Origin of the sequence: Xanthobacter sediminis (assembly GCF_043195015.1) — a bacterium.
GTDB lineage: Bacteria > Pseudomonadota > Alphaproteobacteria > Rhizobiales > Xanthobacteraceae > Xanthobacter.
Genome location: NZ_JBAFWH010000003.1, coordinates 39,536 through 61,535 on the forward strand (window position 1 = coordinate 39,536; position 22,000 = coordinate 61,535).

The 22,000-nt window shown below is 70.5% G+C and carries 17 protein-coding genes and 1 tRNA gene; 7 read left to right on the forward strand and 11 right to left on the reverse strand.

Annotated elements, in window-relative coordinates:
- Window positions 1–5: 5 nt before the first annotated feature.
- The 10 genes from V5F61_RS04295 to V5F61_RS04340 form a co-directional block, all read right to left on the reverse strand.
- Window positions 6–719 carry a nucleotidyltransferase family protein gene (locus V5F61_RS04295; protein ID WP_393989603.1) on the reverse strand — a complete coding sequence of 238 codons (714 nt, stop codon included), beginning with the start codon at window positions 717–719 and terminating at the stop codon, window positions 6–8.
- A gap of 17 nt (window positions 720–736) precedes the next feature.
- Window positions 737–2,290 carry a tRNA (adenosine(37)-N6)-threonylcarbamoyltransferase complex ATPase subunit type 1 TsaE gene (gene tsaE, locus V5F61_RS04300; protein WP_393989546.1) on the reverse strand — a complete coding sequence of 518 codons (1,554 nt, stop codon included), beginning with the start codon at window positions 2,288–2,290 and terminating at the stop codon, window positions 737–739.
- Entirely contained in the window at window positions 2,290–4,677 is a 2,388-nt protein-coding gene (locus V5F61_RS04305; RefSeq protein WP_393989547.1) for a sensor histidine kinase, read from the reverse strand. Before V5F61_RS04305 ends, tsaE begins: the two co-directional genes overlap by 1 nt.
- A 439-nt stretch (window positions 4,678–5,116) precedes the next feature.
- Window positions 5,117–6,445, reverse strand: a complete 1,329-nt coding sequence (locus tag V5F61_RS04310; protein WP_393989548.1) for a bifunctional folylpolyglutamate synthase/dihydrofolate synthase — start codon at window positions 6,443–6,445, stop codon at window positions 5,117–5,119.
- Window positions 6,446–6,471: 26 nt separating this feature from the next.
- Window positions 6,472–7,365 carry an acetyl-CoA carboxylase, carboxyltransferase subunit beta gene (gene accD, locus V5F61_RS04315; RefSeq protein ID WP_393989549.1) on the reverse strand — a complete coding sequence of 298 codons (894 nt, stop codon included), beginning with the start codon at window positions 7,363–7,365 and terminating at the stop codon, window positions 6,472–6,474.
- Between the two features lie 114 nt (window positions 7,366–7,479).
- Complete coding sequence (trpA, locus tag V5F61_RS04320) at window positions 7,480–8,307, reverse strand: tryptophan synthase subunit alpha (RefSeq protein ID WP_393989604.1); 828 nt, start codon at window positions 8,305–8,307, stop codon at window positions 7,480–7,482.
- Window positions 8,308–8,356: 49 nt separating this feature from the next.
- Entirely contained in the window at window positions 8,357–8,701 is a 345-nt protein-coding gene (locus V5F61_RS04325; protein WP_393989550.1) for a hypothetical protein, read from the reverse strand.
- Entirely contained in the window at window positions 8,698–9,909 is a 1,212-nt protein-coding gene (gene trpB, locus V5F61_RS04330) for a tryptophan synthase subunit beta (RefSeq protein WP_393989551.1), read from the reverse strand. The genes V5F61_RS04325 and trpB overlap by 4 nt, the downstream gene beginning before the upstream one ends.
- A complete protein-coding gene (locus tag V5F61_RS04335; protein ID WP_393989552.1) occupies window positions 9,906–10,598 on the reverse strand; it encodes a phosphoribosylanthranilate isomerase in 693 nt (230 codons plus the stop codon). Before V5F61_RS04335 ends, trpB begins: the two co-directional genes overlap by 4 nt.
- Before the next feature lie 80 nt (window positions 10,599–10,678).
- A complete protein-coding gene (locus V5F61_RS04340) occupies window positions 10,679–11,680 on the reverse strand; it encodes a complex I NDUFA9 subunit family protein (protein ID WP_393989553.1) in 1,002 nt (333 codons plus the stop codon).
- Window positions 11,681–12,009: 329 nt separating this feature from the next.
- Here V5F61_RS04340 and rpsT point away from each other — a divergent pair, with 329 nt between their 5' ends.
- The 6 genes from rpsT to hisS all read left to right on the forward strand — a co-directional run bounded on the left by rpsT (window position 12,010) and on the right by hisS (window position 20,361).
- Window positions 12,010–12,276 (forward strand): 30S ribosomal protein S20, encoded by a 267-nt coding sequence (gene rpsT / locus V5F61_RS04345; protein WP_393989554.1) that lies wholly within the window; start codon window positions 12,010–12,012, stop codon window positions 12,274–12,276.
- Between the two features lie 1,124 nt (window positions 12,277–13,400).
- Complete coding sequence (gene dnaA / locus V5F61_RS04350) at window positions 13,401–14,837, forward strand: chromosomal replication initiator protein DnaA (RefSeq protein ID WP_393989555.1); 1,437 nt, start codon at window positions 13,401–13,403, stop codon at window positions 14,835–14,837.
- Between the two features lie 505 nt (window positions 14,838–15,342).
- Window positions 15,343–16,467, forward strand: a complete 1,125-nt coding sequence (gene dnaN, locus V5F61_RS04355; protein WP_393989556.1) for a DNA polymerase III subunit beta — start codon at window positions 15,343–15,345, stop codon at window positions 16,465–16,467.
- Window positions 16,468–16,648: 181 nt separating this feature from the next.
- A complete protein-coding gene (gene recF, locus V5F61_RS04360) occupies window positions 16,649–17,791 on the forward strand; it encodes a DNA replication/repair protein RecF (protein ID WP_393989557.1) in 1,143 nt (380 codons plus the stop codon).
- Between the two features lie 257 nt (window positions 17,792–18,048).
- Window positions 18,049–18,708 carry a L,D-transpeptidase gene (locus tag V5F61_RS04365; protein ID WP_393989558.1) on the forward strand — a complete coding sequence of 220 codons (660 nt, stop codon included), beginning with the start codon at window positions 18,049–18,051 and terminating at the stop codon, window positions 18,706–18,708.
- Between the two features lie 123 nt (window positions 18,709–18,831).
- Window positions 18,832–20,361, forward strand: coding sequence for a histidine--tRNA ligase (hisS, locus tag V5F61_RS04370; protein ID WP_393989559.1), 1,530 nt, complete (start codon window positions 18,832–18,834; stop codon window positions 20,359–20,361).
- Between the two features lie 364 nt (window positions 20,362–20,725).
- Here hisS and V5F61_RS04375 read toward each other — a convergent pair.
- A tRNA-Ser gene (locus V5F61_RS04375) sits at window positions 20,726–20,815 on the reverse strand.
- Between the two features lie 406 nt (window positions 20,816–21,221).
- Here V5F61_RS04375 and V5F61_RS04380 point away from each other — a divergent pair.
- A complete protein-coding gene (locus tag V5F61_RS04380; protein ID WP_393989560.1) occupies window positions 21,222–21,890 on the forward strand; it encodes a GntR family transcriptional regulator in 669 nt (222 codons plus the stop codon).
- Window positions 21,891–22,000 lie beyond the last annotated feature (110 nt).

Here is a 22,000-nt window from a genome sequence, read left to right on the forward strand (position 1 = left end):
CGATCCTACTCGCTGGAGAGCTGGATCGCCTCCTCCGCCAGGGCGATGGCCTCCGGCGTGCCCACATGCATCCACACGCCGTCGAGGCGCAGGCCGAACAGGCGTTCGCGCGCGGCGGCGCGGTCGAACACCAGATTGAGGGAGAAGGGCCCCTCGGGCGTCGCCTCGAACAACTCCGGCTTCAGGATGCAGGCGCCGGCGTAGACGAACGGCGCCACCAGTCGCTCGGCGCGGCGGGCGAGGCGGCCATTGGTGTCCATCACGAAGTCGCCCACCCCCTCATAGCCGGTGGAGAGGGCGGCGGGCGCCAGCAGCAGCAGGGCGTCCATTTCAGCGGGGTCGAAGGCCTCCATCAGCCGGACCAGATTGGGCCGCGCGCCCTCGATCCAGATGGTGTCGGAATTGATGGCCAGGAACGGCGCGAAGGATGGGCCCGGCGCCAGCAGCGGCAGCGCCTTGCGCACGCCGCCGCCGGTTTCCAGCAGCAGACCGCGCTCGTCCGAGACGGTGACGCGCGGCGGGGCGGGGCGAGCGGCGAGATGGGCCTCGATCTGCTCCGCCAGGTGGTGGACGTTCACCACCGCCTCCGGGATGCCGGCGACGGCGAGGGCGTCGAGCACATGGTCGAGGAGCGGGCGGCCGTAAACGGGAACCAGGGGCTTGGGCGTGCGGTCTGTGAGCGGGCGCATGCGCGTGCCGAGGCCCGCCGCCAGCACCATCGCCTTGTGGATGGGCGTCACGAGTTCAGATCCTTCGAAGGCAGCACCGCCTCGTACCATGCGCGCAGCGAGCCGAGCTCCTGGTGGCCGAGGCAGCGGGCCAGATAGCGCCGTACGCGCGGGATGTGACGCAGATATTGCGGTTTGCCGTCCCGCTGCTCCAGACGGGTGAATATGCCGAGGATCTTGGTGGCGCGCTGGGCCCCGAGCACCGCATAGGAACGCGCGAAGCCGCGCACGTCGAAGCCGGGGTCCGCCTCGCGCCGCGCCTTCACGTAGTGGCCCACGAGCTGCAGCTCCAGCGCTTCGGGCACATCCACCCGCGCATCCTGGGTGAGGGACACCACGTCATAGGCCGCCGGACCCATCACCGCATCCTGGAAATCGATGAGCCCGACCCGCCGCAGGCCCTCGCGGCCGGGTAGCCAGATGAGGTTGGGCGAGTGGTAGTCGCGCAGCACCCAGGTGGGGGTCTCGTCCAGCACCGGATGCAGCGCGCCGCGCCAGAACAGGTGGAACTCCTCCCGCACCACGCCGTCGATGCGGATGCCGCGGGCCGGCAGGTACCAGTCCAGCATCAGGTCCACCTCGGTGAGGAAGGCCGCGGCGTCATAGGCCGGCAGCGGACGCTCCACGCGCGGGGCCACATGCAGCGTCTGCGGCAGGGCGCGCGCGTGCAGCGCCGCCAGCACGCCGATAGCCGCCTCATAGCGCTCGCGCAGGGGCGCGGGCGGATCGCCGCGCACCACCCCCTCCTGGCCCAGGTCCTCCAGCACCAGCAGGCCGGTGTCGATGTCGGCGGCATGGATCTGCGGCGCCGAGAAGCCCTGCGCCAGCAGCGCCCGGTCCATGGCCACGAAGGGCTTCACGTCCTCCGCGAGGTGCACCAGCCGGCTGTAGGACTTGCCCTCGCGGATGGGCGGCCCGTCCGGCCGCGCCGGCGCGTTCATGAGGATGGCGCTGCGGCCGGGCAGGACCAGGCGGGTATAGGAGCGGCTGGAGGCATCGCCCTGCAGGAACACGCGCTCCGCGGCGCCGAAGCCGGCGGCCTCCACCAGGGCTTCCGCCACATAGAGCCGCTCCAGCCGGGCCGCCAGAGCGCCGTGGCCGGTGAGCACGCAAACCCGCGCCTGGGGCCCCAGCTCCGGGGCCAGGGCGAGCAGGACGTCCACCCGGTCCGCCGAGAGGCGGTCCCCGGCCCGGTCGGCCCATTCCACCAGCACCAGCGCCTCGTCGCCGATCTCGTCCCAGCCGATCTCGTCGAGCTCCTCGTCCTCGACGATGCGGTAGAGGTCGGCGTGCACCACCCGCCCGCGGTTGAAGTCGTAAGTGATGACGATAGGGAAGGTCGGGCTCGGCACCTCGATGTCGGCGCTGCCCGCGACCGCGCGGATGATGGCGCGGGCCAGCTCGGTCTTGCCGGCGCCGAGATCGCCCGAAAGGGTGATGACGTCGTTGGCGCCGAACCAGGAGGCCAGCTCCACGCCGAGCCGCTCGGTGGCGGCGAGGTCCGGCAGGACCACCTGATAGGCGCCGTCTTCGTCGGCGATGCGCTGGATGAAGGCACTCATCAGGCGGCCTCTTGGTGCGAGGTTCCGGTGAGGGGGAAGACGCAGGTGGCGAGAGTGCCCACGGCGCCGGGAATGCGCGTCGCCGCCGGCACCACGCTCACCGAGCCGCCATGCAGCGTCATGAAGGAGCGCACGATGGCGAGCCCGAGCCCCACCCCGCGATGGCGCGGGCTGGAATTGCGGCTCTCGAAGCGCTCGAACAGGGTTTCCGCCAGCTCCGGCGGCACTCCGGCGCCCTCGTCGCGCACGGCGAGCAGCACCGCCTGCGGCCGGCGCTCGGCGCCCAGGGTCACGGTGCCGCCCTCAGGCGAGGCGGCGATGGCATTGGCGATGAGGTTGAACAGGATCTGGCGCACCCGCTTGGGATCGGCCGTGAAGCGCCCCGCGTCCGCCGGCAGCGCCACGGCGATGCGCACGCCCGCTGCTTCCACCTGGTCGTGCACCGCCACGGCGGCGCTCTCCAGCATCTCGCGCACATCCACCTCGGCGAGGTCCAGCTCCATGGCGCCGGCGTCGATGCTGGCGAGGTCCAGGATGTCGTCGATGAGGGCGCGCAGCTGGTCGGAGGACTGGCGCATGTGGTCGAGATAGTCGCGCTGACGCGCGTTGAGCGGCCCGGCCAGCCCCTCGCGCAGCATGTCGGCATAGCCCATCAGCGTGTTGAGGGGCGTGCGCAGATGGTAGGAGACATGGCTGACGAAGGCGTTCTTCAGCTTGTCCGCCGCTTCCAGCGCCTCGGCGCGCTCGATGAGGGCGCGCTCCACCTTCACGCTGTCGGTGACATCGCGGAAGGTCACGAGGGTGCCGCCGTCGGGCAGGGGCTGGGCGGTGCCGTCCAGCACCCGCCCGTCGGCCCGCTCCAGGCGCAGGGTCACGCTCTCGCGGTGCTCCATGGCGGTCACCACCGAGCGGATGCGCGAGAAGGCGGCGCTTTCCCCGTGGCGCGAGCGGCAGAGCGCGGCCACCGCATCAATGTGGGGCTTGTCGCCCAGCGCCTGGGCGTCCAGCGCCCAGAGGGAGAGGAAGGCCTCGTTGTACAGGTGCAGCCGGCCCTCGCTGCCGAACACCGCTACCGCCTCCGCGAGCGCATCCAGGGTCTCGCCCTGGATGCGGATGAGGGTGTTGTAGCGGCTCTCCAGGGCCACATGCTCGGAGAGGTCATCGAACAGATAGGTGACGCCGCCTTCCGCATTGGGAGTGATGACCACGCGCAGCATCTCGCCGCCGGGCAGGTGCCACCAGTCGTTCACCGGCTCCAGCGCCCGGTAGGCCTCGCGCAGCTGCGCGCGCCAGGCCGGAAAGTCCGCCTGCTCGGGCACCTTGCGGCGGGTGCGCAAGTTGTCGAGGATCTGCCCGTCGGAGGGGCGCTGGTCCAGGAAGGCGGGGGAGAAGTCGAACAGCCGCTCATAGGCAGCGTTGTGGAACACCAGCCGCTCATCGGCGCCGAAGATGGCGACTGCGGTGGTGAGCTGGTCCAGGGTGCGGCGATGGGCGGCGACCGTGCGTGCCGTCTCGGTCTTCGCCGCCTCCAGGTCCGTCACGTCCACCGCGAGACCGGCGATGCCGAACGGGCCCGCCACCTCCACCACGTCGAGCTGGCGGCGCTGGCCGCGCGTCACCGCCCGCACCCGGCCCTGGAAGGCGCCGGAGCCCTCCTCCGCACTGGCTGCGGCGGCGCGCGCCTTGCTGTCGAGCAGGTCGTGGCCCTCGGCCCGCGCAGCCTCGGCGGAAGCAGCCCCCACCGCCGCCACGAAGGCGGGGTTCACATAAGACAGCGTGCCGTCCGGCGCCCTCAGCCATGCCGGGGCCGGCGTGGCGTCGAGCACGGCGGCGAGACCGGCCGCATCGGCGCCGCCCGCACCGGTCGACACCGGGTGCACCATCAGCACCCCGGCGCCGTTGAGAGTGCGGCCGGCAAGCCGGAATGCGCGCCCATCCGCCGCCGTGACGGTGCGCTCCAAGGCGGCCTCGCCCTCGCGCAAGGCCGTAAGAGCCGCCTCTACCTCGTGTGCGGCAGCGGCGCCGAGCCAGCCGGCGCGCGCGTCCTCCGGCATGCCGAAGCTCTCCGCAGGCCCACCTGCGCGCAGCCAGATCAGCGCGCAATCGGCACCGGAACCCAGAAGATGGCGCAGGCTGTGCGCCTCGGCCCGGGCCCGTGCCGCAGCAGCGGCAGCCTCCTCGGCCCGCCCCTCGGCCGCAGCGCGCGCGGCCTGTGCCGCCCCGGTGCGGCGCACGCCGTGAACCCAGGCCGCCGCCGCAACCGCGCCGAGAACGAATGCCGCGAGCCAGGGGGCGGTGCCCGCCGCCACCGTACCCACGCCGGCCGCCGCAGGTCCGCTCCAGGCAACAAGCGCGGTCGAGCCCAGCAGGGCGGCGAGCGGCCGCATGGCACGGACGCGCAGGCCCGCGAGACGGGGCCCGGCGGCGGGCTTCCGGCCCGGGAGCCCTTCGGCTCCCCACTTCGCGCCGCGCTTCACCATTCGCCCCTGCCCTCTCGCTGAAGTCGCCCGCCGGCCGGACCCGGCGGCTTGAAATCCGGCCACGGCGCCGGCCAATCCAAACGGAGCGCGCCCATGGAAATCCGAAACGGACAGGGCGCACACGAGCGCCCGCGCGGACCGTCGCCCACGCGCGCACGACGGCCCGGAACCCTCGCGTTCCGAATCAAGCACGATTTCGTCAACCGGACTTTACCGGAGGGCCGGGGGGCATTGAAGGGGCGCCGCGACACGCCCAGGCCCCGCCGCGGAGAGATTGCGCCCTCAGGTCGCGTCCCCGGTCCCGATGCCCCCGGTATCCACGGGGCCGGAAGGGGCGCCGCCCGGCTCAGGTCACGGGCGTGCCGTTGGCATCGAGCACGGCGCCGGCAAGGTAGAGCGAGCCGCAGATGAGCACCCGCGCCGGCGGCACCGTGGGCACGGTGGCGAGGCTGTCGAGCGCGCTCGCCACATCGGCCGCCACCCGCGCCTTGATGCCGAGGCCGGCGGCGGCCGCCGCCACCTCCTCCGGCTTCAGCCCGGCAGGATTGTCCGGCACCGGCACCGCCACCGCCTCCCGCACGAGACCCGCGAAGGGGGCGAGGAAGCCGGTCACGTCCTTGGTGCCGAGCATGCCGATGACCATCACCAGCGGGCGGGAATAGCGCTCCTCCAGCCCGCACAAGGCATGGGCGAGGGCGGCGCCGCCGGCGGCATTGTGCCCGCCGTCGAGCCACACCTCGGCGCCGGCGGGGGCGCGCGCCACCAGGGCGCCGGTGGAAAGACGCTGCAGGCGCGCCGGCCATTCGGCGGAAAGAATACCCGCCTCCTGCGCCGCGGCGGAAAGGCGCAGGCTGCGCAGGGCCGCGACCGCGAGCCCCGCATTGTCGATCTGGTGTGGCCCCACGAGGCGCGGACGCGGCAGGTCCACGAGCCCGTCCTCGTCCACATAGACGAGACGCCCGGCCTCCTCGTGCACGTGCCAATGCTCGCCGCGCACGAACAGGGGCGCATGGAGCCGCTGCGCGGCGCGCTCGATCACGGCCAGCGCCTCGCTCTGCTGCGCGCCCACCACCACCGGCACGCGCGGCTTGATGATGCCGGCCTTCTCGCCGGCGATGGCTTCCACCGTAGCGCCCAGGAAGTCCACATGGTCGATGGAGACGGGGGTGATGACGCTGGTGCGCGGCGAGGGCACCACATTGGTGGCGTCGAGCCGCCCGCCGAGGCCCACCTCCAGCAGCAGCACGTCCGCCGGATGCTCGGAGAACAGCACGAAGGCGGCCGCGGTGGTGATCTCGAAGAAGGTGATGGGCGCGCCGTCGTTGGCCGCCTCCACCCGGTCGAGGGCGTCGGCCAGCAGGGTGTCGCTCACCAGCTCGCCCCGGCCCGGCGCGCCGAGGCGGATGCGCTCGTTGAAGCGCACCAGGTGCGGCGAGGTGTAGACATGCACCAGCCGGCCCGAGGCCTCCAGCATGGCGCGCATGAAGGCGATGGTGGAGCCCTTGCCGTTGGTGCCCGCCACGTGGATCACCGGCGGCAGCCGCCGCTCGGGATGACCGAGCGCCTCCATCAGCCGCTCCATGCGGGAGAGGGAGAGGTCGATCTTCTTGGGGTGCAGCGCGGAGAGGCGCGCGAGGATCTCCACGGGCTCGGACTTCAGCTGCGGCAGGGCCATGGTCGTCGGGTGCCTTCGAGAGTGCCTCAGGCCGCCGCCGGGCCGGGCAGCCGGCCCTGGGGCGGCAGCGCCGGCGCCTTCACGAGCAGGCGGCAGAGCCGGCCCAGGGTCTCGCGCATCTGGTGCCGGTGCACCACCATGTCGATCATGCCGTGGGCCACGAGATATTCGGCGCGCTGGAAGCCGTCGGGCAGCTTCTCGCGGATGGTCTGCTCGATCACGCGCGGGCCGGCGAAGCCGATGAGCGCGCCGGGTTCGGAGATCTGCACGTCGCCCAGCATGGCGTAGGAGGCGGTGACGCCGCCCGTGGTGGGATTGGTGAGCACCACGACGTAGGGCTTCTTCGCCTCGCGCAGCTCCTGGATGGCGGCGGTGGTGCGCGGCATCTGCATGAGGGAGAGGATGCCTTCCTGCATGCGGGCGCCGCCGGAAGCGGCGAACATGATGAAGGGGGTACCCTTATCGGCCGCGATCTGCAGGCCCTTCACCACCGCCTCGCCGGCGGCCATGCCGAGCGAGCCGCCCATGAAGCCGAAATCCTGCACGGCGATGGTCACCGGCAGCTCCTCCAGCAGGCCAGTGGCCACCTTCACGGCATCCTGGTAGCCGGTCTTGGCGCGGGCATCCTTCAGGCGGTCGATGTAGCGGCGCTCGTCGCGGAACTTCAGCGGGTCGATGGCGACCTCCGGCAGCGGCACCTCTTCGTAGACGCCGTTGTCGAAGGTGGCCTTGAGGCGCTGCACGGCGTCCATGCGCATGTGATAGCCCGAGCCGGGGATCACATAGAGGTTCGCCTCCAGGTCCTTGTGGAACACCATCTGCCCGGTTTCGGGGCATTTCACCCACAGGTTCTCCGGAACCTCGCGGCGCGCCAGGAAATCGCGGATCTTCGGGCGGACGACGTTGGAAATCCAGTTCACGGGGCTTTTCTCCGGGAACGGGCGGTGATCGCCGCCCGTCGCACTGCAACATTATCCCACCTAATGGCCGGCCCGTCGCGGCGAAAGTGCGGCGAGCCCGGCCCGACGCGGCGATCAGCGGCGGACGCCGCGTACCGCCTCGGCCAGAGACTGCACGAGCACCTCGACCGCCGGAACGGTGTTCGCGGTGGCCTTCCCCTCGTCGTCGAGGGTGCGGCGCACCGCCTCCACCAAAGCGGAGCCCACCACCACGCCGTCGGCGCCGGCGGCGATGGCCTTCGCCTGCTCGGGCGTCCTGACGCCGAAGCCGACCGCCACCGGCAGGTCTGTGTGACCCTTGATGCGCGCCACCGCGCGGCCCACCGCGTCCGCATCCGGCGTGGCCGAGCCGGTGATGCCGGTGATGGAGACGTAATAGACGAAGCCCGCCGTGTGCTTCAGCACCGTGGGCAGGCGCTTGTCGTCGGTGGTGGGGGTGGCGAGGCGGATGAAATCGATGCCCGCCGCCAGCGCCGGCAGGCACAGCTCGTCGTCCTCCTCCGGCGGCAGGTCCACGATGATGAGGCCGTCCACGCCGGCGGCGCGGGCATCGACCAGGAAGCGGTCCACGCCGTAGACGTAGATGGGATTGTAGTAGCCCATCAGCACGATGGGGGTCGCATCGTCCTCGGCGCGGAACACCTTCACCATGGCGAGGGTCTTCGCCAGGGTCTGCCCGCCCTTGAGGGCGCGGAGGCCTGCGGCCTGGATGGCCGGGCCGTCGGCCATGGGATCGGTGAAGGGGATGCCCAGCTCGATGATGTCCGCGCCGGCGCCCGGCAGCGTCCTCAGGAGGCCGAGGGAGGTCTCGGCGTCGGGATCACCGGCGGTGATGAAGGTGACGAGGGCGGGACGGCCCTCTTCCTTGAGCGCGGCGAAGCGGGCGGCGATGCGGGTGGTCATCGGATGGGACATGCCATGGTTGCCTCTCCCCGTGCGGGGAAGGTCGCGCTCACTGGGCGCTGGTGATCTCGCAATTGGCGGCCTTGGCCGAGGTGGCGCCGAGCAGGCGCACCTGGTCGTTGCCGGTGGTGCCGCCGATGACCGAGAACAGGGTGGTGGACGAGGTGCCGAGGGTCTGCCCGCCGCCGGTGAAGGTGCAGGTGACGACCACCTGGCCGAACAGGTTCGGGGTCGCGTTGGCCACCGCCACCGAGACGAACGCCCCGGCGGGATCGGTGTGAATAGGCCCGGTGGAGAGCTTCAGCCCCTCCGGAATGCTCGCCGCGCCGGCCGGGCCGGCGGCGAGAAGCGGGACAGCGACGGCGCAGGCGACCTTGAAACCCTTCGAGATCATAGGCTTGCCCCCAGAATCTCGGCCACCTGCGGCACGTCCTTGTCGCCGCGGCCCGAGAGGTTGACCACCATCAGATGATCCTTCGGCCGCTGCGGCGCGAGCTCCAGCACCTTGGCGACGGCATGGGCGCTCTCCAGCGCCGGGATGATGCCTTCGAGCCGGGTCAGGATCTGGAACGCATCCAGCGCTTCCTGGTCGGTGCAGGGGATGTATTTCACCCGCCCCACGTCGTTGAGCCAGGAATGCTCCGGGCCGATGCCGGGATAGTCCAGCCCGGCGGAGATGGAATGCGCTTCCTGGATCTGGCCGTCGTCGTCCATCAGCAGGTAGGTGCGGTTGCCGTGCAGTACGCCGGGGCGCCCGCCCTGGATGGCGGCCGCGTGCTCGCCGGTGGAAAGGCCGCGCCCGGCAGCCTCGACCCCGAAGATCTCGATGCCCGGCTCGTCCAGGAACTCGTGGAACAGGCCCATGGCGTTGGAGCCGCCGCCCACCGCCGCCACCAGGCTGTCCGGCAGGCGCCCCTCCATCTCCAGCATCTGGGCGCGGGTCTCGCGGCCGATGATGGACTGGAAGTCACGCACCATGCCGGGATAGGGGTGCGGGCCGGCGACGGTGCCGATGCAGTAGAAGGTGTCGGAGACGTTGGTGACCCAGTCGCGCAGCGCCTCGTTCATGGCGTCCTTGAGGGTGCGCGAGCCGGACTGCACCGGCACCACCTCGGCGCCGAGCAGCTTCATGCGGAACACGTTGGGCGCCTGGCGCTCCACGTCCACCGCGCCCATGTAGACCACGCACTTCAGTCCGAAGCGCGCGCACAGGGTGGCCGTGGCCACGCCGTGCTGGCCGGCGCCGGTCTCGGCGATGATCCGCGTGCGGCCCATGCGCCGGGCGAGCAGAATCTGCCCGAGCACGTTGTTCACCTTGTGGGAGCCGGTGTGGTTCAGCTCCTCGCGCTTCAGGTACACCCTGGCGCCGCCGAGATGCTCGGAGAGGCGCTCGGCGAAATAGAGCGGCGAGGGACGGCCCACATAGTGGGAGAGGTAGGAATCCACCTCGGCCTGGAAGGCGGGGTCGGCGCGGGCGGCCTTGTAGGCCGCCTCCAATTCCAGGATGAGCGGCATCAGGGTCTCGGCCACGAAGCGGCCGCCGTGGATGCCGAAATGGCCGCGATCGTCGGGGCCGGTGCGGTAGGAATTGGGCGCGTTCACGAAGCCTGGGCTTTCGATGGGAGGTTCGGACTATGGCCGGCGGCGGCGCTGGCGCGGCGCGCGGCGGCGACGAAGGCGTGGATTTTCTCGGGCGATTTCACCCCGGGCGCCGTTTCGACCCCCGAGGAGACGTCCACCCCGTCCACGCCGGTTGCCACGATGGCCTCGACGACGTTGCCGGCATCAAGCCCTCCGGAAAGCATGAGCGGGCGACCGGCGTCAAGGCCGCGGATCAGATCCCAGTCGAACACCCGCCCGTTGCCGCCGGGCAGCAGGGCGCCGGGCGCAGGCTTGGCGTCGAACAGCAGGCGGTCGGAAACGGCGGCGTAGTCGCCCACGCGGGAGAGGTCGTCCCGCGTCGCCACCGGCAGCGCCTTCATCACCGGGCGGCCGAAGCGGGCCCGGATCTCGCCCGTCCGCTCCGGCATCTCGGCGCCGTGGAGCTGCAGGATGTCGGGATCGAGGGCGGCGATCACCTCGGCGATGAGGGCGTCGTCGGCATTCACCACGAGCGCCACCTTCAGCGCCCGCCCGCGCACATGGGCGGCGAGAGCCGGCGCCGCGGCCAGCGGCAGGTGGCGCGGGCTCTTCGGAAAATGCACGAAGCCGACGAGGTCGGCCCCGGCCTCCAGCGCCGCGTCGAGGGCCTCGATGGTCGTGAGGCCGCAGATCTTGATGTCGAAACCCATGGATCAGATCCCCGGATGGATCCGCCCCGCCCCGGGCGCATGCCCGTGCGCCCGCCGGCGGAACCGACCGGCGCGGCCCGTCAGAACTCCAGCTGCGTGAACTGGCCCGCCTTGCGGAAGCGCCAGAGGTAGGTGGGCAGTTCCACCCGCAGCGCTGTGGGGGTGACGCCGAGGCCATCGAGGGTGAGCCCTCCGGCCTTCGCCGCATCGGACACCACGTTGTCGGCCTTCAGCATGGCCACCTGGTCGGTGGTCAGCGGCGCGCCGGGAATCCACTGGGTGAGCCCGGCGATCAGGCCGGCGAGGCCGAACGGCAGCGAAATGAGCGCCTTGCGGGCGCCGATCTCGCGCAGCATCAGCTCCATCAGCTCCCTAAAGGTGCGCACCTCGGGGCCGCCCAGCTCATAGGTGGCGCCGGCCTTGGCCTTGCCGTCCACCGCGCGGGCGACGGCGAGGGCCACATCGCCCACGAACACCGGCTGGAAGCGGGTGACGCCGCCGCCGATCAGCGGCAGGGCCGGAGAGAGCTGGGCCATGGAGGCGAAGCGATTGAAGAAGGTGTCCTCCGGCCCGAACAGCAGCGAGGGGCGCAGGATGATCGCCGTGCCGTGCGCGGCCTTCACCGCCTCCTCGCCGTCGGCCTTGCTGCGGCCGTAGCCCGAGGGGGACGCCTTGTCGGCACCGATGGCGGAGATGTGGACCAGGGGAACGGAAGCCTTGGCGGCCGCGCTCGCCACGGTACGCGCGCCGGCCACGTGCAGCGCGTCGTAGCGCTGCCGGCCGCTCTCCACCAGCACGCCCACGAGGTTCACCACCGCGTCGGCGCCCGCCACCGCGCGCGCCACCGACTCGGGATAGCGCACGTTGGCCTGCACCACCTGGATCTGGCCGACATAGCCGAGCGGCTGGAGGAAGCCCGCGAGCTCCGGCCGCCGCACCGCCACCCGTATGCGATAGCCCCGGAGCGCCAGCGCGCGCACCACGTGCCGGCCCAGGAAGCCGGAGCCTCCGAACACCGTCACGAGGCTGTCGCCCACCGGACGATCGGTCACCGCGAAATCGCTCACGGCCACGTCGCTCATGCCTGACCCCCGCTGCTGTCTGCCTGTCCGGCAGGGCCGTTCGCGGAGCCTCGCCCCGCGCCACCGCCGCACACTATAATAGAACGCCGGCACGACATACGCGATGGAGACGGTTTCCGTCCAGCGGCCAGACGGCCGCGGCGCCCCGCGCACGCACGCAATGGCATCGTTCGACGGCTCCGGGTCCGTCTTGACGGCGAGGCCGGTCCCCACTATAAGCCCGGCACTTCGCAGGCGGCGCGAGCCGCACGCGTTTTCAGCCATTCCAACGCATGACGGGTTGGCCGCGAGGCTTTGATCCGCATTGCGCTAACCAGCAAGGACGGCCGATGGCCAATACGCCTTCCGCCAAGAAAGCGGCGCGCAAGATCGAGCGCCGGACCGAAGTGAACCGTTCGCGTCGCTCGCGCGTGCGCACTTACCTGCGCAAGCTCGAGGACGCCCTCAGCACCGGCGACGCCGCTGCCGCCTCCGCCGCCTTCAAGGCTGCCGAGCCCGAGATCATGCGGGCCGTCACCAAGGGCGTGCTGCACAAGAACACCGCCTCCCGCAAGGTGTCCCGCCTCGCGGCCCGGGTGCGCAAGCTCAGCGCCTGATCGCGGCGCCGCGCGCCCCGCGCGCTATACACCTCCCGCAGGTTCCCGAAGGCCCGGCCGAGCCGGGCCTTTTTTGTGCCTGTCCGCCGCCTCGCGACAGAGAATCGCCGGGCTTGCGCAATCTCTCCAGCGCGTCAAGCCAGCCCCGTTTCGGCGCCCGCGCACCCCGTCTTCCCCCCTCCCCCGATCGCGCAGAAAATCGATATGCGGCTTAGCGACTTACAGGGCAAAGGCGGAAGCCGGCTCGCCCCCCTCTCCACCTCAGGTACTTCGACACCTAAGGAGGGGCCTTCCGCAGAGTCGGCACGATCTTACGGAAGCCTTGGATTCTCGCAGCTTCGCCAGAGGTTTGCCGACTGGCCCCAAGGCCTGTGAAAAGGCACCGGAGCGACCTTTTTACCCGCTATCCCACAGCGGCGGGGAAAGGCGTTGCACCCCCGGAGGGGGCTGTGTATGGTCAAATTCACCTCGGGGGCGACGCCGAGTTTTCACCGACAGATTGAAGATTTAAAGACTCTTCGTGGCAGAGGAGGGGGAGGTCGTGACTTTAAATATACATGACTCCCCGCGGCCCTACCGCACCTGCCACGCAGATGCACTTCAGGCCAAGGCAGCCATGCTGGGAGTGGGCATCAGTTCCACTCTCGGGTGATTTAAAAGCAGCAGGAAATCTGGTTCATTGAAGCGGCAGCCGGGGCGTACTCGCCGACGGTAGAGGGAGCGGCTATGACTTCACGCACACATGGCGCATCGAATGCGGCAGCTCTTGCCCCCTTCCCGGCCGACCGGAGCGCCATGCGGCCCGTTTCCATGGCATGCGCAGCCCCGGCACAAATGATCCTGGGGCGCGCTGCCGTGCCCCGTCCCGTGGCCCCTGCGACGGCGAGCACATGATGCCGCGTTAACGTGACGTCCGACGGGTAACGGCCACATCGTCTGATCCAACCCGCGCACGAGAACCGCGCCGCCCACCGGGGCGCGAAGGAGATCTGCGCTTCAATCGGGACCGCGCCTCGCGGCGCGGAAGGCTTTCTATGCTCAAACCGCACACGACCGATGACTCGCAACCCGGCAGAGCCGCCATCGCGGCCGGCCTTGCCGCCAATGTTGGGACCGATGCCGAAATGACCCCCTGGGAGCGCGTTCGCCAGCGCCTGCACGAAGAGATCGGTGAAGAGAAGTTCTCCAGCTGGTTCGCCCGCATGGAGCTCGATGCCCTCACCGGCGATGCCGTGCATCTCTCGGTTCCCACGCGATTCCTGAAGTCCTGGATCCAGGAAAATTACCTGCCGCGAATCTGCGAATTGTTCGCGGAAGAGAGCGGCGCGCGCCGACGCGTGGATGTCGCCGTGCGCAGCGCCGTGGCCCGTCCCATGCCGCTGAAGGCCACCGGCCGGCGCGAGGTGGTGAGCGAGCGCAGCCCCGAGGCGCGCCCCACCGCCCCCGCGACGCCCTCGGCCACGCCTGCGCCGGTCCCGGCCAGCGCCTCCGTCAATTCCATCGCCTCCGACATGTCGTCGGGTTCGCCCCTCGATGCGCGCCTGACCTTCGACACCTTCGTGGTGGGCAAGTCCAACTCCCTCGCCCATGCGGCCGCCCGCCAGGTGGCCGAAGCCGCGAGCGGCGCCAACCCGGTGTTCAACCCGCTCTACCTCCACGCGGCCGTGGGCCTCGGCAAGACTCACCTGCTGCAGGCGGTGGTGTGGGCCGCCGAGAAGAAGGGCCGCCGCGCCATCTACCTCACCGCCGAACGCTTCATGTACGGCTTCGTGGCGGCGCTGAAGACCCATTCGGCCATCGCCTTCAAGGATGCACTGCGCACCATCGACACCCTGGTGATCGATGACCTGCAGTTCCTGAAGGGCAACAACCTGCAGCAGGAATTCTGCCACACCCTCAACGCTCTGCTCGACGGCGGGCGGCAGGTGGTGGTGGCGGCGGACTGCGTGCCGGCCGAGCTGGAGCATCTCGATGAGCGCGTGCGCTCGCGGCTCGCCGGCGGGCTCGTGGTGGAGCTGGCACCCCTGGAGGAAGACCTGCGCCTCGAGATCCTCAAGGCGCGCTATCAGACCCTGGCCGAGCAGCACAAGGGCTTCACCGTGCCGGCGCCGGTGCTGGAGTTCCTCGCCCGTTCGGTGGGCCAGAGCGGGCGCGACCTCGATGGCGCGCTCAACAAGCTGCTGGCCTTCAACCAGCTCACCGGCGAGCCGGTGACCCTGGAGATGGCCGAGAACGCCATCAAGGACCTCATCCGCCCATGCGACCCGAAGCGGGTGCGGGTGGACGACATCCTGCGCATCGTGGCCAAGCACTACAACGTTTCCCGCGCCGACCTCCTCTCCCAGCGCCGCACCGCCAACGTGGTGAAGCCCCGGCAGGTGGCGATGTATCTCGCAAAGACCCTCACCCTGCGTTCCCTGCCGGAGATCGGCCGTCGCTTCGGCGGGCGGGACCACACCACCGTGCTGCATGCCGTGCGCAAGATCGATCGCCTCATCGGCACCGATCGCGTGCTCGCCGACGAGATCGAGGTGCTCAAGCGCGCCGTGCAGGAAGCCTGATTCCGCAGGCTCCGGCCAGCGACCGGCGCCGGGCAGGTTTCCCCCCGGGGCCGCAGCCCCCATCGATGGGTTCACGCAGAAGGCCGGCGGGCGTGCCCCGCCGGCCTTCTGCGTTTTGCCGGCAAGGCAGCGGTCTTCGGGCTGTGGATCGGCGGGGACAAGCCGGACCTCGGCGGGAATTTCGCCGCCCACCCTTGCTTTGCGCAGGCATGGGCGGCAATGTCGGCGGCCCGGCGCGCGCTCCCCGCGTGCGTCCGCCACTCAGGAGCCGTTCCGGCCTCGCCCCGTGCGGGAAGGGCCGGGCCGATACTCCGCCCCTCGAATTTGGAGGCGGCCCCGCCGTCCGGATCGACAGCATCCGGCGGGTCCTCTTCCGGAGCGCTTCCGCGCGAGGCCGGTGCCGGCCCGCGTGAGGAAGCGTGAAGCATCAATGGCCCGGAGTGCCCGACGCGTGCCCTGCGCGCGCGGCGGCCGCTTCGGAGCGAAGAACGAACGGGCCTGGGTCATGAAGGTCACCGTCGAGCGCACCGAGCTTCTCAAGTCGCTGAGCCACGTGCACCGCGTCGTGGAGCGGCGCAACACCATTCCGATTCTCGCCAACGTGCTCATCCGCGCGGGCAAATCCGGGCTGGAGCTCAAGGCCACCGACCTCGACCTGGAGGTGGTGGAGACCGTGCCCGCCGAGGTGGGCCAGCCCGGCGGCACCACCGTGCCCGCGCACGTGCTCTACGACATCGTGCGCAAGCTGCCCGAAGGCGCCCAGGTGCAGCTTGAGGCGGGCGGCGAGCGCGGCACGCTGACCGTGCGCGCCGGCCGCGCCCGCTTCCAGCTCCAGACCCTGCCCGAGGACGACTTCCCCGACCTCGCCGCCGGGGACTTCCCCCACACCTTCAAGGTGAAGGGCGTGGAATTCCGCCGCCTGGTGGACAAGACCCAGTTCGCCATCTCCACCGAGGAGACGCGCTACTACCTCAACGGCATCTACCTGCACGTGACCGACCCCGCCCAGACCAGCAAGCCCATGCTGCGCGCGGTGGCCACCGACGGCCACCGCCTCGCCCAGGCGGAGCTGGAGGCGCCGGAGGGCGCGGCCGGCCTGCCGGGCGTCATCGTGCCGCGCAAGACCGTGGCCGAGATCCAGAAGCTGCTGGAGGACAAGGAGGCCGAGGCCACCGTCTCCATCTCCACCACCAAGATCCGGGTGCAGGTGGGCGCCATCGTGCTCACCTCCAAGCTCATCGACGGCACCTTCCCCGACTACGGCCGCGTGATTCCCCAGGGCAATGACAAGACCCTGAACGTGGACAAGGACGAATTCGCCGCCGCGGTGGACCGCGTCTCCACCGTGTCCAGCGAGCGTGGGCGGGCGGTGAAGCTCTCCCTCGCCGAGGGCAAGCTCACCTTGTCGGTCACCAATCCCGATTCGGGCAGCGCCACCGAGGAGCTGGAGGTGGACTACGCCGCCGAGCCGCTCGATATCGGCTTCAACTCGCGCTACCTGCTCGACATCACCGCCCAGCTCGAGGGCGACACCGCCGAGCTGAAGCTGGCGGACCCCGGCTCGCCCACGCTGGTGCGCGATTCCACTAGGACGGACGCCCTCTACGTGCTGATGCCCATGCGGGTGTGAGCGCGCCCGCGCCGCCCCCGCAGGCGGCGCGCGGCTGGAGCGTTTTCGAGCGACGTGGAAACCGGTTCGCGTGAGGAAAACGCGTCAATTCTAGAATCGAGAGCATTTCCCGATTCCATGAAACAGGGAGATGCTCCCGGGCGGGCCGTCCGCCGGGGCCGCGCCTCCACATTTTCCGGCCATGCTTCACGCCCGCATCCGCACCCTCGCCCTCACCCGCTTCCGCTCCTATGGGGCGGCGCAGCTCATGGTGGGCGAAGGCATGGTGGTGCTCACCGGGCCCAACGGCGCCGGCAAGACCAACGTGCTGGAGGCGATCTCCTTCCTCTCCCCCGGCCGGGGGCTGCGGCGCGCCCATCTCACCGAGGTCGGCCGGCAGGGACCGGAGGCCGGCCTCGGCGCGCCGGGGAGCTGGGCGGTTTCCGCATTGGTGGAGGGCGCGCTCGGCGAGGCGCGGCTCGGCACCGGCCTCGACGGACTGGAGACGCCCCAGCGGCGCTGCCGCATCGACGGCGAGCCCGTGGCCTCCGCCTCCGCCTTCCTCGACCACCTGAAGGTGATCTGGCTGACGCCGGAGATGGACGGCCTGTTCACCGGCCCGCCCGCCGAGCGGCGGCGCTACCTCGACCGGCTGGTGCTGGCGGTGGACGCCGGCCACGGCACCCGCGTGAACGCGCTGGAGCGCGCGCTGCGCGCCCGCAACCGGCTGCTGGAGGAAAATGGCGGCCCGCGCTTCCTCGACGCCGTGGAGCACGAGCTGGCGGAGCTGGCGGTGGCGGTGGCGGCGGCCCGGCTGGAGACGGTGGCGCGCCTTTCCGCTGAGATCGCCGCCCACCGCGACGACGCCTCCCCCTTCCCGTTTGCCCGGATCGCGCTCGAAGGCGCGCTGGAACGGCTCGTCGCCGAGATGCCGGCGCTGGAAGCCGAGGATCGCTACCGCGCCTTATTGCGCGACAGCCGCGGCCGCGACCGCGTCGCCGGCCGCACCCTGGAAGGCCCGCACCTGTGCGACCTCCAGGTGAGCCACGGGGTGAAGGAGCTGCCGGCCGCCCGCTGCTCCACGGGGGAGCAGAAATCCCTGCTCGTCGGCCTCACCCTCTCCCACGCGCGGCTGGTGGCGGCCATGCAGGGGCTGTCGCCGGTGCTGCTCCTGGACGACGTGGCGGCCTACCTCGATTCGCAGCGCCGGGAGGGCCTGTTCGAGGCACTGGCGCGGCTGGGCGCCCAGGTCTGGATGACGGGGGCCGATCCCGCCGCGTTCGCGGCCCTCGACCGCGCCGAGCGCTTCTCCGTCTCGCCCGGCCGGGTGGTGCCGGCGGCCTGAATGCTGCCGCGGCATGCGAAAAAAGGCGTCAGATGGCCATTCCCCACGAAGGTGTTGCATGCAGGCCACCCGAAGGGCGGCGACGCGTGCTACAGCCTTTCCCCCATCGGCGGATGATCCGTGAGCGGATTTTTCCGCGGCGTTAACCTTAACGATACCTCACCGCGATGAGATACGCAGAAAGCAGGCGGGCCTCCGGCTGCGCGCCGTGCGTTGATGCGCGATGGCAACCCGTTTCCTTCCGTGCTGGGTAGACCATGGCCAGTGATCCCATAAAGCCCGAGTTTCTCTCGCGTCGCCTGTTCGTTCTCGCGGCCCCTCTCCTGCTCGCCGCCTGCGTCACCAGCTCGCCGCCGCCGGTGAGCCCCATGGCGCGCATGTACGGCCCCATCGACAGCGAGCCGCACCCGGTGGACGCCACCGACATCAGCGAAGTGGACCCGAAGTTCCTGCGCCAGGAGGTGGCCTATCCGCGCCACCTGCCCCCGGTCGCGCCCGGCACCATCGTGGTCGACATCAACGAGAAGTACCTCTACCTCGTCCAGAAGGACGGCAAGGCGCTGCGCTACGGCGTGGGCGTGGGCAAGCAGGGCTACTCCTTCAAGGGCTGGGCCGCCATCAAGCGCAAGGAGAAGTGGCCGCACTGGACGCCCACGGCCAACATGATCAAGCTCCAGCCCCAGCGCTACGGCCCCTATGCCGCCGGCCTGCCGGGCGGCGAGGACAACCCGCTCGGCCCGCGCGCGCTCTACCTGTATGACGGCGACCGCGACACCATGTTCCGCATCCACGGCACCATCGAGCCCTGGAGCATCGGCCAGCAGGTGTCCTCCGGCTGCATCCGCCTGCTCAACCAGGACATCATCGACCTCTACGACCGCGTGCCCAGCGGCACCCGCGTCTACGTGGCCGGCTGAGGCGGCAAATCTCCGGCCGGCGCCCGCGCCGGCCCCCTCGGGCGCGGCGCCGCCTTGCCCCGCAAGGCCCCGTCCTCTAAGACCCCGTTCGATTCCCTTTCGAGACGAGCGTTGAAGAGTGTCATGGCGAAAGATCTGAAGCCGAAGGCCCGCCTGCCCCGCGGCCTTGCCGACCGCACCGGCGCGGAGCTTGCCGCCACCCATGCCACGCTGGCGCGGATCCGCGCCGTCTACGCGCTCTACGGCTTCGAGGCGCTGGAAACCCCGGCGATCGAATACACCGATGCGCTCGGCAAGTTCCTGCCCGACCAGGACCGCCCCAACGCGGGCGTGTTCTCCTTCCAAGACGACGACGAGCAGTGGCTCTCCCTGCGCTATGACCTCACGGCGCCCCTCGCCCGCCACGTGGCCGAGCACTACGACGCTTTGCCCAAGCCCTTCCGCTCGCACCGCGCCGGCTACGTGTTCCGCAATGAGAAGCCCGGCCCCGGCCGCTTCCGCCAGTTCATGCAGTGCGACGCCGATATCGTGGGCGCGCCGTCCGTCGCCGCCGATGCCGAGATCTGCATGATGGCGGCCGACGCGCTGGAGGCGGTGGGCGTGCCGCGCGGCGACTATGTGATCCGCGTCAACAACCGTAAGGTGCTCGACGGCGTCATGGAGGCCATCGGCCTCGGCGGCGAGGAGAATGCCGCGCGCCGGCTCACCGTGCTGCGCGCCATCGACAAGTTCGACAAGTTCGGCGTCGAGGGCGTGCGCCTGCTGCTCGGCACCGGCCGCAAGGATGAAAGCGGCGACTTCACCAAGGGCGCTGGGCTCGATGAGCGCCAGAGCGCCGTCGTGCTCGCCATGCTCACCGGCGAGGGCGTGTCCGCCGATGCCGACGGCGTGAAGGTGGAGCTTTCCGGGGACGTGGCGCTCGCGGCCGCCCTCGCCAGCAACGCCGCCTTCCTCACGGGCATGGAGGAGCTGAACCTGATCCGCGCCCTGGTGGCCGCTGCCGGCTACCAGGACCGCGTGAAGATCGACCCCTCCGTGGTGCGCGGGCTCGAATACTACACCGGCCCCGTCTACGAGGCGGAGCTGACCTTCGAGATCAAGGACGAGGACGGCCGCCCCGTGCGCTTCGGCTCGGTGGCCGGCGGCGGGCGCTATGACGGCCTCGTGGCCCGCTTCCGCGGCGAGACGGTGCCGGCCACCGGCTTTTCCATCGGCGTATCGCGCCTGCTCTCCGCCCTCGCCTTCCTCGGCAAGATGGACGGCGAGGCGGAGCTCGGCCCGGTGGTGGTGCTGGTGATGGACAAGGAGCCGGCGCGCATCGCCGACTACATGAAGATGGTGTCGGACCTGCGCGCCAACGGCATCCGCGCCGAGATGTACCAGGGCGGCGGCGGCATGAAGGCGCAGATGAAATATGCCGACAAGCGCGGCGCCCCGGCGGTGGTGATCCAGGGCTCCAACGAGAAGGCGGCGGGCGAGATCCAGATCAAGGACCTGGTGGAGGGGGCGCGAATCGCCGCCTCCATCGCCGACAATGCCGAATACCGCGCCGCCCGCCCCGCCCAGCTCGCTGTGAAGGAAACGGAGCTGGTGGCCACCATCCGCGACATCCTGGAACGCCGCGCCGCCCCGAGCCTCGGCCTCGACGACTGAGTCTGGCCTCCGCCACCGCGAATCGTGAGCGGGCGGGCAGAGATCCCGGACAGAGCCGCCGGCGCCACGGGCGCCGGCCGGCACGCATGCTGACAAAGCCGTGCGCAGGCCCATGCCGGAACCATCACCCGCCGGCCTCTGACAGGCAGCCGCAGGAGTGAACGATAGACGCGCCCGCTCCTTGGCATGAGCATGCGCGGTGCTACCTCGGCGCTATTGCAGATCGGGGCCGAGCAGGAAACCCGCCGCCCAGCCCCCTCGGGGCCATTCCTGCGAAGCGACCGCATTCGAAATGCAAGACAATGCCCTGCGGCTCCTCAAGCGATCAGCCCTGAAAGCTCATTGACTATTGAAAGCAGGGATCTGGCGGAGAGGGGGGGATTCGAACCCCCGATAGACTTGCGCCTATGCCGCATTTCGAGTGCGGTGCATTCGACCACTCTGCCACCTCTCCGCAGAGGTGCGCACGCCGGCAGAAGGCCGGCTGAACGCCGTGAGTGGATCGCGCGCTTCTAGCGGACCGGGGCGTCGCGTTCAAGGTCCTTCATGCGCTCCTCCCCGACCTTTCTCCTCCCCAGCCTCAAAAAGGCGCCCGGCGGCACGGCGATCTCCCGGAGATGACCGTGCCGCCTCGTGCTCCCCCACGTCCATCGTCCCGAAGGGCGAACTCGCGCGGGATCACCAGGCGTCGGGCATCGACACCGGCGGACGCCTTCCGCCGGGCGAGCGCCAACGGGCCTATTGCGCCGGCGCGGCGGGCTCCTTCATCATGGAGCATGTTGCGCGCGCCGCCACCGGCGCGCGCCTTGGGTTTTCGGTCCGGATATTCGGTGATGTCGCAGGCGCCACGGGCGGCAAAAATGGATGAAAAGCGCGAGTTGATCGTGGATCAGCTCCGGCGGGTCCTCTCGGAGGAGATCGTCACCGGCGTGCTCGGCCCGGGCGTGAAGCTGGACGAGCAGGCGTTGGCGGATCGCTTCCAGGTGTCGCGCACCCCGGTGCGGGAGGTACTGAGCCAGCTCTCGGTGCTCGGCTTGGTCGAACGCCGGCCCCATCGCGGTGTGGTGGTCCTGCAGCAGTCCCAGGAGCGGCTCCTGCAGCTGTTCGAGGTGATGGCGGAACTGGAGGGCGCCTGCGCCCGCTTCGCGGCCGAGCGTATGTCGCCGGAGGAGAAAGCGCTGCTGGCGGCGGTGCACGCCGAGGCGGCGGCGCTGGCAGCGGCGGAGGACGCGGCCGGCTACGATGCCCTCAACAGCCATTTCCACCAGATCGTCTATGACGGCACCCACAATCCCGCGCTGGTGGAGCTGGCGCTGGACGCGCGGCGGCGGGTCTTCCACTTCCGCCACGCACAGTTCCGCATCGCCAACCGGGTCCGCAGTTCGCACCAGGAGCACTGCCGGGTGGTGGATGCCATCCTGGCGGGCGACGGCGGGGCGGCCTATGAGGCCATGAAGGCCCACATCCTGACGGTGAAGGACGTCTCCGCCGCCATGGTGGCGCGGCGGCCATTGCGCAGCGTGTCCTGAGCGACGATTCTGCTGATTATTCGGGCGACTGCACCGGAGATGGGCAGCGATTCCATTCGCCCGCCCCGCAGAAGGCGTGTCATCGTCGCTTTCAAGTGGCCCGAACCTTG

Excerpts from the sequence above, each read along its gene's own strand:
- V5F61_RS04340 (WP_393989553.1), bottom strand. The coding sequence starts at position 11,680 with ATGAGCGACGTGGCCGTGAGCGATTTCGCGGTGACCGATCGTCCGGTG.
- V5F61_RS04310 (WP_393989548.1), bottom strand. The coding sequence starts at position 6,445 with ATGGCCCTGCCGCAGCTGAAGTCCGAGCCCGTGGAGATCCTCGCGCGC.
- trpA (WP_393989604.1), bottom strand. The coding sequence starts at position 8,307 with ATGACCACCCGCATCGCCGCCCGCTTCGCCGCGCTCAAGGAAGAGGGC.
- dnaA (WP_393989555.1), top strand. The coding sequence starts at position 13,401 with ATGACCCCCTGGGAGCGCGTTCGCCAGCGCCTGCACGAAGAGATCGGT.
- V5F61_RS04380 (WP_393989560.1), top strand. The coding sequence starts at position 21,222 with ATGGATGAAAAGCGCGAGTTGATCGTGGATCAGCTCCGGCGGGTCCTC.
- hisS (WP_393989559.1), top strand. The coding sequence starts at position 18,832 with ATGGCGAAAGATCTGAAGCCGAAGGCCCGCCTGCCCCGCGGCCTTGCC.
- V5F61_RS04335 (WP_393989552.1), bottom strand. The coding sequence starts at position 10,598 with ATGGGTTTCGACATCAAGATCTGCGGCCTCACGACCATCGAGGCCCTC.
- rpsT (WP_393989554.1), top strand. The coding sequence starts at position 12,010 with ATGGCCAATACGCCTTCCGCCAAGAAAGCGGCGCGCAAGATCGAGCGC.
- recF (WP_393989557.1), top strand. The coding sequence starts at position 16,649 with ATGCTTCACGCCCGCATCCGCACCCTCGCCCTCACCCGCTTCCGCTCC.
- V5F61_RS04295 (WP_393989603.1), bottom strand. The coding sequence starts at position 719 with ATGGTGCTGGCGGCGGGCCTCGGCACGCGCATGCGCCCGCTCACAGAC.
- V5F61_RS04305 (WP_393989547.1), bottom strand. The coding sequence starts at position 4,677 with ATGCGGCCGCTCGCCGCCCTGCTGGGCTCGACCGCGCTTGTTGCCTGG.
- dnaN (WP_393989556.1), top strand. The coding sequence starts at position 15,343 with ATGAAGGTCACCGTCGAGCGCACCGAGCTTCTCAAGTCGCTGAGCCAC.
- V5F61_RS04325 (WP_393989550.1), bottom strand. The coding sequence starts at position 8,701 with ATGATCTCGAAGGGTTTCAAGGTCGCCTGCGCCGTCGCTGTCCCGCTT.
- tsaE (WP_393989546.1), bottom strand. The coding sequence starts at position 2,290 with ATGAGTGCCTTCATCCAGCGCATCGCCGACGAAGACGGCGCCTATCAG.
- V5F61_RS04365 (WP_393989558.1), top strand. The coding sequence starts at position 18,049 with ATGGCCAGTGATCCCATAAAGCCCGAGTTTCTCTCGCGTCGCCTGTTC.